We start from the raw sequence: 15,517 nt of genomic DNA, 5'->3' as shown, positions 1-15,517 counted from the left end.
GAACCATTGAGTTCCGAACAAGGAGTACGTCATGAAGGTCCTCGCCCTGGGTGCGGCGGGCGCGATGGGCGCGGCCGCCGTCGAGACCGCCGCCCGGATGCTCGGCGTGGAACGGCTGGTGATCGCCGACCGCGACGGTGACGCCGCCACCCGTGCCGCCGGGCGGCTCGCGGACGCGCCCGTACCTGTCTCGGCGCTGGCTCTCGATATCACCGACGAACCCGCCTTGCACCGAGCGCTCACCGAGTCGGATCTGGTGTTGAACACCGTGGGCCCCTATTACCGCTTCGGTCCGGCTGTCCTGCGGGCCGCGATCGACACCGGCACTCACTATCTCGATATCTGTGACGACTGGGAACCGACGGTCGACATGCTCGACCTCGATTCGCACGCCCGCGCGGCCGGGGTGTGCGCGGTGGTGGGGATGGGCGCCAGCCCGGGCATCAGCAATCTGCTCGCGACGCTGGCGGCGGCCGAACTGGACACCGTGTTCGACGCGTATACCGCATGGCCCGTGGATGTTCCGGACTCGGGACCCGACGACGGACTGCTCGCCGACGGCCATCCGACCGCGGCGGCCGTGCACTGGATGCAGCAGGCCAGCGGCAGCATCACGGCCGTGACGGCGGGCCGGTTGCTCGCGCAGCGGCCCCTGCGCCCGGTCGAGCTCACCCTGCCCGGTGGGCGGCACGGCACCGCGTACACGGTGGGCCATCCCGAGCCGATCACCTTGCACCGCAGCCTGAAACCTGTCGGCGACGCCGCCAATCTCATGGTCGTGACACCGTGGACCCTCGCCTACCTCGACACGCTGCGCCGCGACCTGGACGCGGGCCTGCTCACCAATGAGGGTGCCGCGCGGGAGCTCGCCCGGCCCACCCTGCGGCGGCTGACCCGCTCGGCCCCGACCGCGCTGCTGACGAAAGGGCCGGGCACCCTGCCGCCCTTCTTCGCCGCGCTCACCGGGAAACGCGCCGGACGCGAACACCGGGTCCTCGCGCACCTGGACCCGAGGTGGGCGGGCGGCGTCGATAAGCTGTTCGGCGATATGGCACAGGCGACCGGGATCCCGTTGGCGCTGGGCATGTCCCAGGTCATCGACGGCACCGCCCGGCGACCGGGCGTGCATCCGCCCGAAACCGTCATCGACGCCCGCCGGTTCTTCACCGACCTGGGCCGGGCGTTCGGCGGCGGGTCGCCGGTGCTCGTCGAATCCGAACCGGTCGCGACACCCACCCCGAGGAGCGCCTAGTGGACGGCCCGATCCCGGCGACGGAGATTCCGACTCGCACCCTCGTGGAGAGCATGATCCGCGAGGACGCCACGATCGACGCCGGCGAACTCTACGATGTCGCGGCCGTGCTCGGCATGAGCGACCAGCAGGTGCGGCTGTGCATCAAACGCCTGGTCGCCGAGGGCCGCTTCACCCATGAGGGCCGCGGCCGCAGAGCCACCCTGCACGCCACCGCCGAGACCCGCGCCGCCCTCGAACCCGGCTCGGAATTCCTGCGCTTCGCCTACGCCCAGGACCGCGGACAGGTCGGCTGGGACGGCGTCTGGCACCTGGCCGCCTTCGCCGTCCCGGAGTCCGACCGGCAGGCCCGCGACGCCATCCGCGAGGCCCTGGTGTACCACGGCGGCGCACCCATCCAGGGCGGGCTGTACGTCACGCCCCACCCCTGGGAGGACCGAATCACCCGGGTCGCGACCACACTCGGCATCGGCGACCGGCTCACCACGCTCACCACCACCGATCTGTCCTTCGGCGGCATCACCGACGCCCCCGAGTTGGCGGCGCGGCTGTGGCCGCTGGACCGCATCGCCGCCGGGCACGAACGACTCCTGTCCTTCGCCGAACAGACGTTGACCGCCCTGCGCACCGCGACACCGACCGAACAACTCACCCTCGCGGTCGCGCTGGCAGTCGAATTCGACCTCGCCGTCGACCCCGACCCCCTGCTTCCCCCGGAACTGCTGCCCCCGAACTGGATCGGCGCCCGCGCCCGCGCCGCCGTCGCCGACTGCTGGCGCGAACTCGACGCCGCTCCTCTACCGCCGATCCGGCTCTTCCGCTGGTACACCGAGGCGGTCGCCGAGATCACCGGCGCATAGCGAAGGATCAGCTGCCCGGAGACCACAGCCCCGCCACCGCACGGCGCGCGGCCTCCAGCAAGATGGATGCGTGCCCGATTTCACCGCACTCACACCTGATGCGCTGCTGGCGCTGATCGCCGACCGGGCCGGGACGCTGCCGGGCAATGTGGTCGTGGCGGTGGACGGTGCGGATGCCGCCGAGCCGCTGACGGTGGCGACCGGTGTCGCCGACGCGCTGCGGACCCGGGGCCGGCCGGCCGAGGTGATCTCGCTGCACGATTTCGTACGACCGGCGTCGGTGCGACTGGAGTACGACCGGGACAGCGAATTCACCTATCGAACAGGCTGGTTCGACTACGCCGCCGTGAATCGCGAAGTCGTGAAATCGCTTCGCGACAGCGGGCGATACCTGCCCGCCTTGTGGAATGAGCGCACCGACCGGTCGGCCCGTGCCCGAATTCGGGACGCCGCCGACTCGACGGTCTTGTTCGTCGCCGGTCCCATGCTGCTGGGCCGGGGCCTGGACTTCGATCTGACTGTCGCCCTGCGCATGTCCGAGGGGGCGTTGCGGCGGCGAACCGATCCGGAGCAAGGGTTCACCGTGGACGGGCTGCTGGAATTCCAGCGCGAGCACCCCGAACGAGCCGACATTCTCGTCGCCTGGGACCACTCGGACCGCCCGGCCGTCCAGGCCGGGTGAGCCGAGGCCTGACCGAAGAGCCTTACGCCGCCCCGGTTTCGAGCAGCGTCTTGGCGCGGTCCAAGCCCGAGACCTCCGCGGTCATGGTCTTCTGGACCGGCCCGCTCAGGAGCAGCTTCTTCAAACCGGACAATTGCGCCGACAGTGAGAACGTCACTTCGGTGGTCGCTTCTCCGACCGGTACGAATGTGTAGGCGACGGTCGGCCGCAGCGGTCCGGCGATGCCGTGCAGCACCACCGTCCGGTTCGGCAGGAACTCGGTGATCTCGACATCGGCGGAGATACCGCGCCCGGCCGGCCCGGAGATCGTCTGGCGATAGACGGTGCCCACGGCCGGCTCGCCTTCGGCGGTGATCTCCTTGACGCCACCGCGCCACCGCGCGCTGTTGGTGGCATCGGCGAAGAACGCGAAGACCTGGTCGATCGGGCGGGCGATGGTCACCGTGCGGGTCGCGGCGAGCATGACGGTCCTTTCCCCGGGATGTGCGGAGCGATGCAGGCGTTCATGACATCAGCATCCGGACCGTCAGGCCACGACCGTCGCGGTGTGTCTCACCACTGCCGATGGCGGGCATCGAAGGTGTCGGTGGGGAACTCGTCGGCCATGGGCGGGCTCCCGGCGCGGCGCGCGGGCCAGAACCGGCTGGCGTACTGCCCGCGGATGCGGCTCAGGTCCGGCTCGTCGATCTCGGTGATACCGACCTGGAACAGCAGGATCATGGTCGCCATGCTGACCGCGATGATCAACGGCGTCAGCAGCTGCGCGGGCTGCGCCCCCGACGGCGCGTGCATGTGCGCCGCCACGTGCGCGTGCATGGAGAACATCCCCGTGTAGTGCATGCCGCACACCGCGACACCCATGATGAGCGCGGCACTGACCGTGGAGAGGATGCCGCTCACGTGCAGCGTGAACCAGAGCGCCGCGATGGACGCGACCACCGCGATCACGATGGACAACAACACCACCCACGGGTCGTACGCCACCATCGCATCGGTCTTCATCGCGTACATCCCCGAATAGTGCATCGCCCCCACCCCGAGCCCCGTGATGGTCCCGCCGGTGATCAACGCGAACGCCTCCCCGTGCTGATGCACCACGATGTACAGCCCCAGCCACACCACCCCCATCGCGATGGCGGCACTGAGCAAGGTGATCGGCACGTTGTACCGAATAGTGCTGTCCTGCACCGAGAACCCGAGCATCGCGATGAAATGCATGACCCAGATCCCGGTCCCCCCGAGCGCGATCGCCCCGGTGATGATCCACCCGCCGTGCCCCTGCTGATTCCGCGCCCGCACCATGCACCGCAGTGCCAGCAACGAGCCGGTGACGGACATGGCATAGGCCAGAACGGGTGTCAGCCAGCCAGAGGTGAAATGGTCGATCGCCAGCATGCGGGCTCCTTGCCAGAAACACGATATTTGACTGTTCACCGGTGACTCAGCCGAACACTAGCCACGAAACACCAGGTAGTAAATTTGCCGAACCCCACTGCCCGAAAAGCGATCACAGTTTGCTGGACGGTATGCACGCAGGTAGCCACCGGTATGGGCGATTCCCCGCCCGACCGCGCGCCACGTCTGCCGCCCTTGACAGCTAGCACCCACCCCGCAAACTCAATAGGGCCGAAAGTCCCTCGCGCACAATGAAAAACCGCCGGGTGGTCACGAGGACCACCCGGCGGTGTGAATCAGGCTGCGGCCGAATCGATTACCGGCCGCGCTCGGCGAGGATCACCAGCCGCGCTCGGCGAGGCGGTGGGGCTGCGGGATCTCCTCGACATTGATGCCGACCATGGCCTCGCCCAGGCCGCGGGAGACCTTGGCCAGGACGTCGGGGTCATCGTGGAAGGTGGTGGCCTTGACGATGGCGGCGGCGCGCTCGGCCGGGTTGCCGGACTTGAAGATGCCGGAGCCGACGAAGACGCCCTCGGCGCCGAGCTGCATCATCATGGCGGCGTCGGCGGGGGTGGCGATGCCACCGGCGGTGAACATCACGACGGGCAGCTTGCCGGTCTCGGCGACCTCGCACACCAGCTCGTAGGGGGCCTGCAGTTCCTTGGCGGCCACGTACAGCTCGTCCTTGGACAGCGAGGTCAGGCGGCGGATCTCGGCGCGGATGGTGCGCATGTGGGTGGTGGCGTTGGAGACGTCGCCGGTGCCCGCCTCACCCTTGGAACGGATCATGGCCGCGCCCTCGGTGATACGGCGCAGCGCCTCGCCCAGGTTGGTGGCGCCACACACGAACGGGACGGTGAAGGCGAACTTGTCGATGTGGTTGGCGTAGTCCGCGGGGGTCAGCACCTCGGACTCGTCGATGTAGTCGACGCCGAGCGACTGCAGGATCTGCGCCTCGACGAAGTGGCCGATCCGGGCCTTGGCCATGACCGGGATGGAGACGGCGTTGATGATGCCGTCGATCATGTCCGGATCCGACATGCGGGACACGCCACCCTGAGCGCGGATGTCGGCCGGGACCCGCTCGAGCGCCATGACGGCGACCGCGCCGGCGTCCTCGGCGATCTTGGCCTGCTCCGGGGTGACGACATCCATGATCACACCGCCCTTCAGCATCTCGGCCATGCCGCGCTTGACGCGGGCGGTACCGATCGTGGGGGTGGTGTCAGGCGAGGTCACGGCAAACTCCTGGGTCATGTGGGCCAATCGGATCGTTTGAATTCGAACATCGGCTCGGAATCGAACACCACGATTCTAGGCTGCGGGTTCAGGCCACTTCATAGCCAGTCCGACACGACTGGACTGCCTACCTGCGCCGGAATGACGGGCGTCACAATTCCAGGGCTACCGCGCCGCAAATACTCGTTTGCCCGAACACGTCCCGCCCGCCAGGATCGAGGACGATGACAAGTGAATTGCACGAGGTCCGCGCGCTGCTCGCCGCGGATGATGTGAGCGGCGCGGCACGCACGCTGCGCCGGATCGCCGACACCCTTCCCGTCCATGAAATGGCCTCGATCACAGCCGAATTGGCGGACCGAGCCGACCTGGACAAGCTCGCGGAGGCGGCACGGGCCGCCGCGGGAGCGCCGGACAACCCCGATGCCTGGACCGTCTTCGGCTACGAGTGCATCGAATACGGCGTGCCGTTCGCGGCGATCCCGGCCTTGCGGGAGGCCCTGCGCGCCGGCACCACCAAACCCAATCTGGCCCTCTCGGAACTGGTCTACGCGTTCGAGGACGAGCACCGCCACGCCGAGGCGGTCGCGGCGCTGCTCGCGCACGAATCGATCCTGCGCCCCTACCCCGAGCGGTATCTGCTGACGTACGACTCGATCCTGGCGGGCGATCTGGACCGGGCCCGCACCGAGTTCGCGCGACTGCCCGTACCCGAGGACGAGGACTGGCTGCCCGCCCGCGACCGCGTGCACCGGATGCTGCTCCGCGCGGACCGGGTTGCCCCGGTCAGCACACTGGACGGCGCCGACCTGCGCGGCTGGCATTACACGCTCACCGGCGGCTATCTGGCGACCCTGTCGCCGTGGGGCTTCGACGCCGGGATGACCGGCCGCTGGGCGTACCTGGGTGACCGGCTCGCACTGTGCCGCCACACCCTCGACCGGCTCGCTGTGATCCTGCGCTCCGTCGGGCTCACGCCGTCCTCGGTGTCATTGCTGCCGGGCCGGTCCGACCGGGTCATCGGCCTGGCCGCGGCGGAACTGCTCGGTCTGCCGGTAGTCGAGTTCGCGCCGGACCGGACGGACACGCTCGTCGTGGCCTACTCCCTCACCGACCTGGACCCCGACCTGAGCCGAGCTCTCACCACCCGCGTGTCCGGGCAGATTCTGTTCGAGCACGCCACCTATTGGGTCCGGCCGTCGGCGGTGGCCGCCGACATCAGCGGCCTGCTGTGCCAGATAGTGGTGGAACCATGGGGGCCGCACACCCGCATGGGAGACAACGGCCCGGAATCGGTGCCCGCCGATGCCCGCCCGGAGTCCGAGATCGCGCGCGAGATCGTGAAGGCCGACGGCACCCCGGACTCGGGTGACGACCGCACTCCGCCCGACCCCGACCAGGTCCTGACCGATTTCGTCGCCGCGACCCGGGACACCTGGCTGCTGGGCTCCCGGACCCCGGTGAATTCACCGGGCCCGGTGCGCAGTTCGTTCTTCGGCTGAGCGCTCGAGATCGGTGAGCGCTCAGCCCAGCTGATAGAAGTAGCGGCTGGTGGGGACGAGGTCCAGGTTCAGGTGTGCCCCGAACCGGACCACGCTCTCCATCATGGCCGTGACCCGGCGCTGCAGTTCGGCGTCGTCGCCGCCGCTGCCGTAGAAGGCGTGCGCGCTGGTCATGGCGGCCATCGGGAACAGTTCCTCGACGAGCGCGTCGACCTGCTTGCCCTCGGTGAGGGCCTGGGCGACGGTGTTCTGCACGTAGCCGAAGGTGTCCTGGGTCTCGATGGCCACCGGGGTGTGCAGGACGTGCCAGTTGTGCAGCCACTCCTCGCGGGTGAGGTTCTCGGGGATGCGCAGGATGGCGATATTGGCCAGGGCGTCGGTGCGCTCGCCGTCGGCGACCTCGGGCGGTTCGATCGGGCGGCGCTCGTGCACGACCCACCCGTTGACGTCGTCGGCCACCGCCCGCAGCGCGGCGGTCACGGCCTCGTGGTCACCCTCGGTCCACACGCTGACGATGGCGTCGATCGGCGCGCCATAGGTGGTGTGCCGCACCTGGGCGGCCTCCACGTCGGCGTCCCGGACGTTCACCTGCAAGGCGCTGACGCCCAGCCCGGCCAGCTCCTTGCGCAGCTGCTCGCCGCGCAGCCGCTCCCCCAGATCCGCACCCCACAACGCGTACATCAACTTCATGCCGTAAGTCCTTGCCACAGATCACCATTGATCGGCCCACCGTAACCGCGGATCGGCTCCGGCGGACGGGGTTCGCGCCCGCGGTCCCACCCAGCGGACGCGCCCGGGGTCAGCGGATGGAACGGACTTCGGGATCGGTGTCGGAGTCGGCGGCGGTGATCGCCTCGGCGAGCAGGTGATCGAGGTGGTACGGGTACACCGTTTCGCCCGAGTGGTCGAGGTGGGCGATATCGGTGGGGGTGCACCACTTGTTGCCGGTGATGGAGCGGCGTTCGATGAAGTTCAGGTTGGTGGGGACCGGGTCGAAACTCTTGGCGCGCAGCGCGAAGAAGAGTTCCTCGGAGCGGATCAGCTCACCGTTGAACGGGAACACCGCGACACGCCGCCACAGCGGACCGCGCAGCGCCGACGAGTCGGCGGCGTGACCGGTCTCCTCGTAGAGTTCGCGGATCGCGGCCTCGCGCAACGTCTCCCCCGGATCGACGCCGCCGCCGATGGTGAACCAGAACGGCACATCCGGAACCTTCGGGTCGACGCCCTGCAACAGCAGCACCCGATCCTGCTCGTCGATCAGCACCACACGGGCCGAGGTCCGGACGGTGTCGACCTCGAGGCCGGTCGAGGCGGCCGCGGTGACCCGTTCGGCGATCTCGAAGTACACCGGCAGCGGCGCGGTACCGCCGAGGTGCAGCCACCGGACCAGGCGTCGGGTGCGCAGGGCGAGGGTGTCGCGGACGGCGTCGTTGTGGAAGCGGCGGGCGATGAGCACCCGTGCCTCGGCGTCGGCCAGTTCGGCCACCAGCTGCGGCGGCAGCAACGCGATGTCGACCGCGGACAGCGCGGCGGCCAGCTGGTTCTCGACGGTCTCGCGGTCCCGCCAATTGGAGCGTTCGGCGCGGTCGGCCAGCGCGGTCAACCGCCGCGCCTGCTCGACCAGCGCCGGATCGTAGAGACCGGCCAGCGTGGTCGCCACCGACCGCGCGACGACCGCGCGCCGCGCCAGCGCCGCGTCCAGCGCGTGGCGGGCCTGGTCGGTGCGCACATGCAGCCGGTCGAGGCGGTTGGCGGTGGTGTACGCCCAGACCGCGGCGGCGATGACGGCCGCCGCGACAAGGGCGAGAACCAGAATGGTCGTCGCGGAGAAAGTGATCATCCGGCGGTCCTGACGCGCACGTCGCCGACGGTGACGGTCTCGTACACCCGCAGGATCTGCTCGGCCACGACCGGCCAATCATATTCGCCGACAACCTGATTGGCGGTGCGGATGTACTCCTCGCGCCGCTCGTCGTCGGTGAGCATGGCGCTGATCGCCGCCGACAGCCGCGCGGAGTCGCCGACCGGCACCAGCATGCCCGCGGTGCCGTCGCGCAGCACCCGGCGGAAGGCGTCCAGATCGCTGGCCACCACGGCGGTTCCGGCGGCCATGGCCTCCACCAGCACGATGCCGAAGCTCTCGCCACCCAGGTTGGGCGCGACGTACACGTCGGCGCTGCGCATGGCCGAGGCCTTCTCGGCATCGGTGACCTGCCCCAGGAACCGCAGGTGTCCCGCATTCTCCCCGGCCTCGCGGCGCAACCGGTCCTCGTCACCGCGCCCGACGATCAGGATCTCCACGCCGGGATGCCGGCGAACCAGTTCGGGCAGCGCGCCCAGCAGGACCTCCATGCCCTTGCGCGGTTCGTCGAACCGGCCCAGGAACAGCACCGACTTGCCGGGCTTCGGGTAGCCGTCGAGCAGCGGCGCGTGCGCGAACGCGGGCACGTCGACCCCGTTGGGGATCTCGACCGCGTCGCCGCCCAGCGCCTCCACCTGCCAGCGCCGGGCCAGCTCGCTCACCGCGATCCGGCCGCTGATCTTCTCGTGGTACGGCCGCAGCACGCCCTGGAAAGTACTCAGCACCAGCGATTTCGTGGTCGAGGTGTGGAAGGTGGCCACGATCGGCCCCTCCGCGATCTTCAACGCGAGCATGGACAGGCTGGGCGCGTTGGGTTCGTGGATGTGCAGGACGTCGAAGTCGTTGTCGGCGATCCAACGCCGGATGCGGGTGTAGGCGGTGGGCCCGAAGGACAGTCGCGCGACCGACCCGTTGTAGGGGATCGCGACCGCTTTACCGGCGGAGACCACGAACTCGGGCAGCGGCGTGTCGTCGGCGGCGGGCGCGAGCACGCTCACCTTGTGGCCGCGCTCGATGAGCACCTGCGCCAGCTCCACGACATGCGACTGCACCCCGCCCGGAACATCGAACGAGTACGGGCAGACCATGCCGATCCTCATAGTGCCCCTGTCCCCGGCTCCTCGGAGCCCAATGCCTGCTGCTCCCGAGAGCCCAGCGCCTGCTGCGCGGCCGCGATGCGATCCAGCCTGGCCTGCGACAAATCACTCTTCCACACCGGCTGCAACATGTGCCAGTCGGCCGGATGGGCGGCGATATTGGCCGCGAACACGTCGGTCAGCGCCTGGGTGGCGGGGGCCATGCCGCCCGCCGGATCCAGGGCCTCGAACACCTGCATGCCCCAGCCTTCGCGGCCGTCGGCGTCGGCGGTGAACCAGCAGTGCACGGGCAGCAGCGCCGCCCCGGTGTCCTGGGCGAGCTTGGCCGCGCCCGCCGGCAGCCAGCTGTCCTCGCCGAAGAACGTGACGGGCACGCCCTTGCCGGTGATGTCGCGCTCCCCCATCAGGCACACGATCTTGTTGTCCCGCAACCGTTCCGCCAACTGCGGGAACGGCGGCTGCTCACCGCCGGTCAGCGGGAACACCTCGAAGCCGAGGGTCTCCCGGTATTCGACGAACCGCTCGAACAGCGACTCCGGCTTCAAACGCTCGGCGACGGTGGAGAACTGGCCGTAGTTCTGGACCAGCCAGACCCCGGCCATATCCCAGTTGCCCGAATGCGGCAGCACCAGCAGCACACCCTTGCCGCGGGCCAGCGCGGCGTCGAGGTGCTCGATGCCCGCCACGCGCAGCGACTTGCCCAATGCGGCGTGGTCCATCGACGGCAGCCGGAACGCCTCACGCCAGTAGCGGGCGTAGGAGCGCATGCTGTCGCGGATCAGGCTGTCCGGCACCAGGTCCGGCGTGGTGCCGAGCACCCGCGCCAGGTTCTTGCGCAGCTGGTTCGGATTGCCCCGGCGCGCGGCCTTGTTCGCCTTGCGGGCGGCGAGGTCCGCGCCCCGGTCGAACAGGCGGCGCGCGGTTCGCTCGGGCAGGGCGCGGACCAGCCGCCATCCGGCCGCGTATGCCTTGTCGGTCATCGCGGACGTGAAATCGGTTGTCACCGCTGCGGTTCCTCCGGGGCCTGCGCCGCGGGGGCGATGATGTCGCGGGCGCCGGGCGAATTGCGAACCGCCAGCACACGCTGGAAAACGGTGATGATGCTGAGCACGGCGAGGATGTACATGGCGACATACACCGCGTACGACAGCCATTCGATGCCGAAATAGCCGCCGATACCGGTGAGTCCGGTGCCGACCAACACGATGACCAGCCGGTCGGGCCGCTCGATCAGGCCGCCGTCCGCCGAGAGCCCGCTGGCCTCCGCGCGCGCCTTGGCGTAGGAGATGACCTGCGAGGTCACCAGTACCACGAGGGTCGCCACGAACAGGTGCTTCGAGTGCTCGGTGTACACCGCCCACCAGGCCAGCGCCGCGAAGATGGCGCCGTCGGCCACGCGATCACACGTGGCGTCCAGCACCGCACCGTATTTCGTGCCGCCGCCGCGCGCGCGGGCCATGGCGCCGTCCAGCATGTCGAACATGACGAACAGCCAGATCACCATGGTTCCCCAGAACAGGTGATCGGTCGGGAACAGCGTCACCGCCGCGGCGATCGAGGCGGTGGTGCCGATGAGCGTCATGGCGTCGGGCGTCAGCCCCGTGCTCACCAGCGCTTTGCCCAGGGGCGCGGTCGCTTTGGCGAACGTCTCGCGACCGAAGAAGCTCAGCACGCTACAAACTCCCGGCCACTACCGCTCATGCGGCGCCCTTCGGACATGAGCGGGAGCCCTCCATGGTCACGCTTCGCTACCGCCTCCGGGCCTGACCCGCTCATGCCGAATCCGCTTCCTTCCACGCCTGTGCCAGCAGCGCCCGGGTCTCCCGGAGCAGCTGCGGCATCACCTTCACTCCGCCGACGACGGTAATGAAGTTCGCGTCCCCACTCCAGCGCGGCACGATATGTTGATGCAGATGATCGGCGAGTGAACCCCCGGCAACGCCACCGAGATTCAGCCCGACATTGAAGCCCTCGGGCCGCGACACCTGCTTCATCACCCGGATCGCCTGCTGTGTGAACGCCATCAGCTCGGCGCTCTCCGCGGCGGTGAGGTCCTCGAGGTTGGCGACGCGACGGTAGGGCACCACCATCATGTGGCCGGGGTTGTACGGGTACAGATTCAGCACCGCGTACACCGATTCACCGCGCGCGATGATCAGCCCGTCCTCGTCCGACATCTCGGGGATGTCGGTGAAGGGGTGCCCGGTCTTCTTGGGCGCGTCGGCCTTCGGCTCGGCCGTGGTGTCGCGATCCTCGGCCTCACCGGTGATGTAGGACATCCGGTACGGGGTCCACAACCGCTGCAGGCGATCCGGATCCCCCGCACCGGTGTCCACGATCTGCTCGGGCACGGGCACGAATGCTTCGCTCATCGACCCGCCTTGCGGATCTCGAAGCCCTCCGCGGTCGGCGAGCTGTTCTCCCGCCGCCGCACCCAGTCCACGACGGTGGCCACCGCGTCGGCCACCGGCACGCCGTTGACCTGGGTGCCGTCCCGGAAGCGGAAGCTGACCGCGTCGCCCTCCACGTCGCGCGCGCCGGCCAGCAGCATGAACGGCACCTTCTGCGCGGTCTGGTTGAAGATCTTCTTCTGCATGCGGTCGTCGCTGCGGTCGAGCTCGGCGCGAATCCCGTTGTCCTGCAACTGCTCGATCACCTTGTCCAGGTGCTCGGCGAACGCCTCGGCGACCGGGATGCCGACCACCTGCACCGGCGACAGCCACGCCGGGAACGCGCCCGCGTAGTGCTCGGTGAGCACGCCGAAGAAGCGCTCGATGGAACCGAACAGCGCGCGGTGGATCATGACCGGGCGGTGCTTGGCGCCGTCGGAGCCGGTGTACTCGAGCTCGAAGCGCTCGGGCAGGTTGAAGTCGAGCTGGATGGTCGACATCTGCCAGGTGCGGCCCAGCGCGTCCTTGGCCTGCACGGAGATCTTCGGGCCGTAGAACGCGGCGCCGCCCGGATCCGGGACCAGTTCCAGACCGGAGTCGGTAGCCACCTTGCGCAGGGTCTCGGTGGCCTCCTCCCACAGCTCGTCGGAACCCACGAACTTCTTCGGGTCCTTGGTGGAGAGCTCCAGGTAGAAGTCGTCGAGGCCGTAGTCGCGCAGCAGGCTCAGAACAAACTGCAGCGTGGAGGTGAGCTCCGCGTGCATCTGCTCCTTGGTGCAGTAGATGTGCGCGTCGTCCTGGGTCATGCCGCGAACCCGGGTCAGGCCGTGCACGACGCCGGACTTCTCGTAGCGGTAGACCGAGCCGAACTCGAACATGCGCAGCGGCAGTTCACGGTAGGAGCGCCCGCGCGACCGGAAGATCAGGTTGTGCATCGGGCAGTTCATCGGCTTGACGTAGTAGTCCTGGCCGGGCTTGCGGACGGTGCCGTCCTCGTTGAGTTCGGCGTCCAGGTGCATGGCCGGGAACATGCCCTCGCGGTACCAGTCCAGGTGGCCGGAGACCTCGAAGAGGTGGCCCTTGGTGATGTGCGGGGTGTTGACGAACTCGTAGCCGGCGGCGGTGTGGCGGCGGCGCGAGTAGTCCTCGAGCTCCTTGCGGATGATGCCGCCCTTGGGGTGGAACACCGGCAGGCCCGAGCCCAGCTCGTCGGGGAAGGAGAACAGGTCCAGTTCCAGGCCGAGCTTGCGGTGGTCGCGCTTCTCGGCCTCTTCCAGCAGGCGCAGGTGCTCGTCCTGGGCCTCGGTGGACTCCCAGGCGGTGCCGTAGATGCGCTGCAGATCCTCGCGGGACTGGTCACCACGCCAGTAGGCGGCGGAGGAGCGGGTCAGCTTGAACGCGGGAATGTACTTGGTGGTCGGCAGGTGCGGGCCGCGGCACAGGTCGCCCCAGATCTTCTCGCCGCTGCGCGGGTCCAGGTTGTCGTAGATGGTCAGCTCTTTGCCGCCGACCTCCATGACCTCCGGATCGTCGATGCCCGACTTGTCGGAGATGAGCTCGAGCTTGAACGGCTCCTTGGCCAGTTCGACCCGGGCCTCGTCGATCTCGACCACCCGGCGCGAAAACCGCTGCGCGCCTTTGATGATCTTCTTCATCCGGGACTCCAGCTTGGCCAGATCCTCCGGGGTGAAGGGACGGTCGACCTGGAAGTCGTAGTAGAAGCCGTCCTTGATGTACGGGCCGATGCCCAGCTTGGCCTCGGGGAACTCCTGCTGCACGGCCTGGGCCAGCACGTGCGCGGCCGAATGCCGGATCACATTGCGGCCGTCGGGGGAATCAGCGGTGACGACCTCCACCTCGGTGTCCAGCTCGGGCACCCAGGTCAGGTCCTTGAGCGCGCCGTCGGCGTCGCGCACCACGAGCACCGCGTTCGCGCCCTTGCTCGGCAGGTCCGCCTCACGCACCGCGGCCCCGGCGGTAGTCCCAGCCGTGACCCGGACGCGGGCGACTGGGGTCTGCTGGGGTGAGGTGGTCACGGCTGGACACTCCTAGGCGTTTCACGGCGGCGATCCATCCGCCGTACAGGTTGGACATGACGACCGGGCACCCCCCTCGTGAAGGGCAGAGCCCCGGCGGCCACCACTCTATCGGCACGGTTGTCCCCGCGCGCCGATGGACCACCCCTGCGCCCCAGGGTGTTCGGTCCGCCCGCGCCGTCAGCCGCGCGCGGCGACCTCGGCGAGCAGGACCTCGCGCTCAGCGGCGGGGCGCTTGGGGCAGCTGGTGCACATGGTGCAGCCGGGGACCTCGAAGACCAGGCAGCAGGAGATACGGCGCACGAAGGTGCGGCCGCCGACGTCCTGGAATCGGGGCACCGGGAGGCGTCCGGCCACATCGCGGGCCAGCCGCGCACCGGCTTCCTCGGCGCCGATGTCGAGGGCGCGATTGCCGATGGCGTCGGCCACGATCGCCCACAGGGAGGCCACGCCCGCGCCGGAGACCTCTGCGACCACGGGGATCACCCGGGACAGGGTGTGGCGCAGCGCGTGACCGACAGATGCTGTCGCGCAACCGCTTTCAGGTCCCGAGGCGCAGCCTTCGAGGTTGGCGGCGGGGGTGTCGGACGCGGTGACACCGGTCGGTGCGGGCGTCAGCGGATCCGGGCGCGAGGCGGCGGCAGCGTCCGGGGCCGGCACCGCGTCAGCTCCGAGGGCGAGCAGGTGGGCGGCGATCCGGTAGCCGTGCGGTTCGCCCAGCACCCGTTCGACGCCGCCGTCCGGCCGGATCTCGAGGACGATGTGCTCGAGCGCGGGGTCGAAGGCGGGCGCGGCGTCGGCGATCGCCGCGACGATCGGGTCCACCAAGGACGAGGCGGCCATGCACCACCACAGGGTCCCCGAGACCCGTGAGTCGGCAGTCCCCCACGAGATCCCCATGTCGGCGATCCGTTCGGCCAGCCACTCCGGGCGTAGCAGGTCGGTGCCCGGCACGAGGGCCTGTGAAACGGGGGGCTGCGCAACCATTTCCATTCGACTCCGATCCGGCCGTTCACGGTGATTACTACCCACGATGTCACGTTTCCGCGCCGAAGTGGACGGCTCCCCCTCGACCTCCGGCGCACCCGATCACCTCGCGTTCACCGCGAGGCGCGCTCAGCGTACGGCGCGGGCCCGCGGGCACGCGGCCGACGCGCCGAAAACGGTGCGGGCGCGGGCATTCCCGGTGGGGAAGCC

15 protein-coding genes are annotated in these 15,517 nt (G+C 69.3%); 4 read left to right on the top strand and 11 right to left on the bottom strand.

The window, feature by feature from the left end; genetic code table 11:
- Nucleotides 1–31: 31 nt before the first annotated feature.
- From ACFV4K_RS24285 to ACFV4K_RS24275, 3 genes are all read left to right on the top strand, one after another.
- Nucleotides 32–1,252 (top strand): saccharopine dehydrogenase family protein, encoded by a 1,221-nt coding sequence (locus tag ACFV4K_RS24285; RefSeq protein ID WP_379277934.1) that lies wholly within the window; start codon nt 32–34, stop codon nt 1,250–1,252.
- A 53-nt stretch (nt 1,253–1,305) separates the two neighbouring features.
- On the top strand, nt 1,306–2,112 hold the full coding sequence (locus ACFV4K_RS24280) for a PaaX family transcriptional regulator C-terminal domain-containing protein (protein ID WP_379277946.1): 807 nt from the start codon (nt 1,306–1,308) through the stop codon (nt 2,110–2,112).
- Between the two features lie 70 nt (nt 2,113–2,182).
- Nucleotides 2,183–2,794 carry a hypothetical protein gene (locus tag ACFV4K_RS24275; RefSeq protein ID WP_379277932.1) on the top strand — a complete coding sequence of 204 codons (612 nt, stop codon included), beginning with the start codon at nt 2,183–2,185 and terminating at the stop codon, nt 2,792–2,794.
- A gap of 22 nt (nt 2,795–2,816) precedes the next feature.
- On the opposite strand, the gene ACFV4K_RS24270 is transcribed toward ACFV4K_RS24275, so the two are convergent.
- The 3 genes from ACFV4K_RS24270 to pdxS form a co-directional block, all read right to left on the bottom strand.
- Complete coding sequence (locus tag ACFV4K_RS24270) at nt 2,817–3,257, bottom strand: SRPBCC family protein (RefSeq protein ID WP_379277930.1); 441 nt, start codon at nt 3,255–3,257, stop codon at nt 2,817–2,819.
- 89 nt (nt 3,258–3,346) lie between these two features.
- Complete coding sequence (locus ACFV4K_RS24265; protein WP_379277929.1) at nt 3,347–4,189, bottom strand: MHYT domain-containing protein; 843 nt, start codon at nt 4,187–4,189, stop codon at nt 3,347–3,349.
- 339 nt (nt 4,190–4,528) lie between these two features.
- Nucleotides 4,529–5,431 (bottom strand): pyridoxal 5'-phosphate synthase lyase subunit PdxS, encoded by a 903-nt coding sequence (pdxS, locus tag ACFV4K_RS24260; protein WP_357083676.1) that lies wholly within the window; start codon nt 5,429–5,431, stop codon nt 4,529–4,531.
- 224 nt (nt 5,432–5,655) lie between these two features.
- On the opposite strand from pdxS, the gene ACFV4K_RS24255 reads away from it, so the two are divergent.
- Nucleotides 5,656–6,933, top strand: coding sequence for a hypothetical protein (locus ACFV4K_RS24255; RefSeq protein ID WP_379277927.1), 1,278 nt, complete (start codon nt 5,656–5,658; stop codon nt 6,931–6,933).
- 21 nt (nt 6,934–6,954) lie between these two features.
- Here the strand turns inward: ACFV4K_RS24255 and ACFV4K_RS24250 are convergent, their stop codons facing one another.
- The 8 genes from ACFV4K_RS24250 to ACFV4K_RS24215 all read right to left on the bottom strand — a co-directional run bounded on the left by ACFV4K_RS24250 (nt 6,955) and on the right by ACFV4K_RS24215 (nt 15,307).
- A complete protein-coding gene (locus tag ACFV4K_RS24250) occupies nt 6,955–7,623 on the bottom strand; it encodes a hypothetical protein (RefSeq protein ID WP_379277926.1) in 669 nt (222 codons plus the stop codon).
- A gap of 109 nt (nt 7,624–7,732) precedes the next feature.
- Nucleotides 7,733–8,773: an NUDIX hydrolase gene (locus tag ACFV4K_RS24245; RefSeq protein ID WP_379277945.1), complete on the bottom strand. Its 1,041-nt coding sequence runs from the start codon at nt 8,771–8,773 to the stop codon at nt 7,733–7,735.
- Nucleotides 8,773–9,897, bottom strand: coding sequence for a glycosyltransferase family 4 protein (locus ACFV4K_RS24240; protein ID WP_379277924.1), 1,125 nt, complete (start codon nt 9,895–9,897; stop codon nt 8,773–8,775). The genes ACFV4K_RS24245 and ACFV4K_RS24240 overlap by 1 nt, the downstream gene beginning before the upstream one ends.
- Nucleotides 9,894–10,874 carry a phosphatidylinositol mannoside acyltransferase gene (locus ACFV4K_RS24235; RefSeq protein WP_379277943.1) on the bottom strand — a complete coding sequence of 327 codons (981 nt, stop codon included), beginning with the start codon at nt 10,872–10,874 and terminating at the stop codon, nt 9,894–9,896. The genes ACFV4K_RS24240 and ACFV4K_RS24235 overlap by 4 nt, the downstream gene beginning before the upstream one ends.
- A 20-nt stretch (nt 10,875–10,894) precedes the next feature.
- A complete protein-coding gene (gene pgsA, locus ACFV4K_RS24230) occupies nt 10,895–11,566 on the bottom strand; it encodes a phosphatidylinositol phosphate synthase (protein ID WP_379277922.1) in 672 nt (223 codons plus the stop codon).
- A gap of 100 nt (nt 11,567–11,666) precedes the next feature.
- Entirely contained in the window at nt 11,667–12,266 is a 600-nt protein-coding gene (locus tag ACFV4K_RS24225) for an HIT family protein (RefSeq protein WP_379277921.1), read from the bottom strand.
- Nucleotides 12,263–14,320 carry a threonine--tRNA ligase gene (gene thrS, locus ACFV4K_RS24220; RefSeq protein WP_379277919.1) on the bottom strand — a complete coding sequence of 686 codons (2,058 nt, stop codon included), beginning with the start codon at nt 14,318–14,320 and terminating at the stop codon, nt 12,263–12,265. The genes ACFV4K_RS24225 and thrS overlap by 4 nt, the downstream gene beginning before the upstream one ends.
- Nucleotides 14,321–14,500: 180 nt before the next feature.
- Entirely contained in the window at nt 14,501–15,307 is an 807-nt protein-coding gene (locus ACFV4K_RS24215) for a (2Fe-2S)-binding protein (protein WP_379277918.1), read from the bottom strand.
- Nucleotides 15,308–15,517 lie beyond the last annotated feature (210 nt).

It is taken from the genome of Nocardia sp. NPDC059764 (genome assembly GCF_042732555.1).
Lineage (GTDB): Bacteria > Actinomycetota > Actinomycetes > Mycobacteriales > Mycobacteriaceae > Nocardia.
This window is presented reverse-complemented; position numbering and strand designations above follow the sequence as displayed.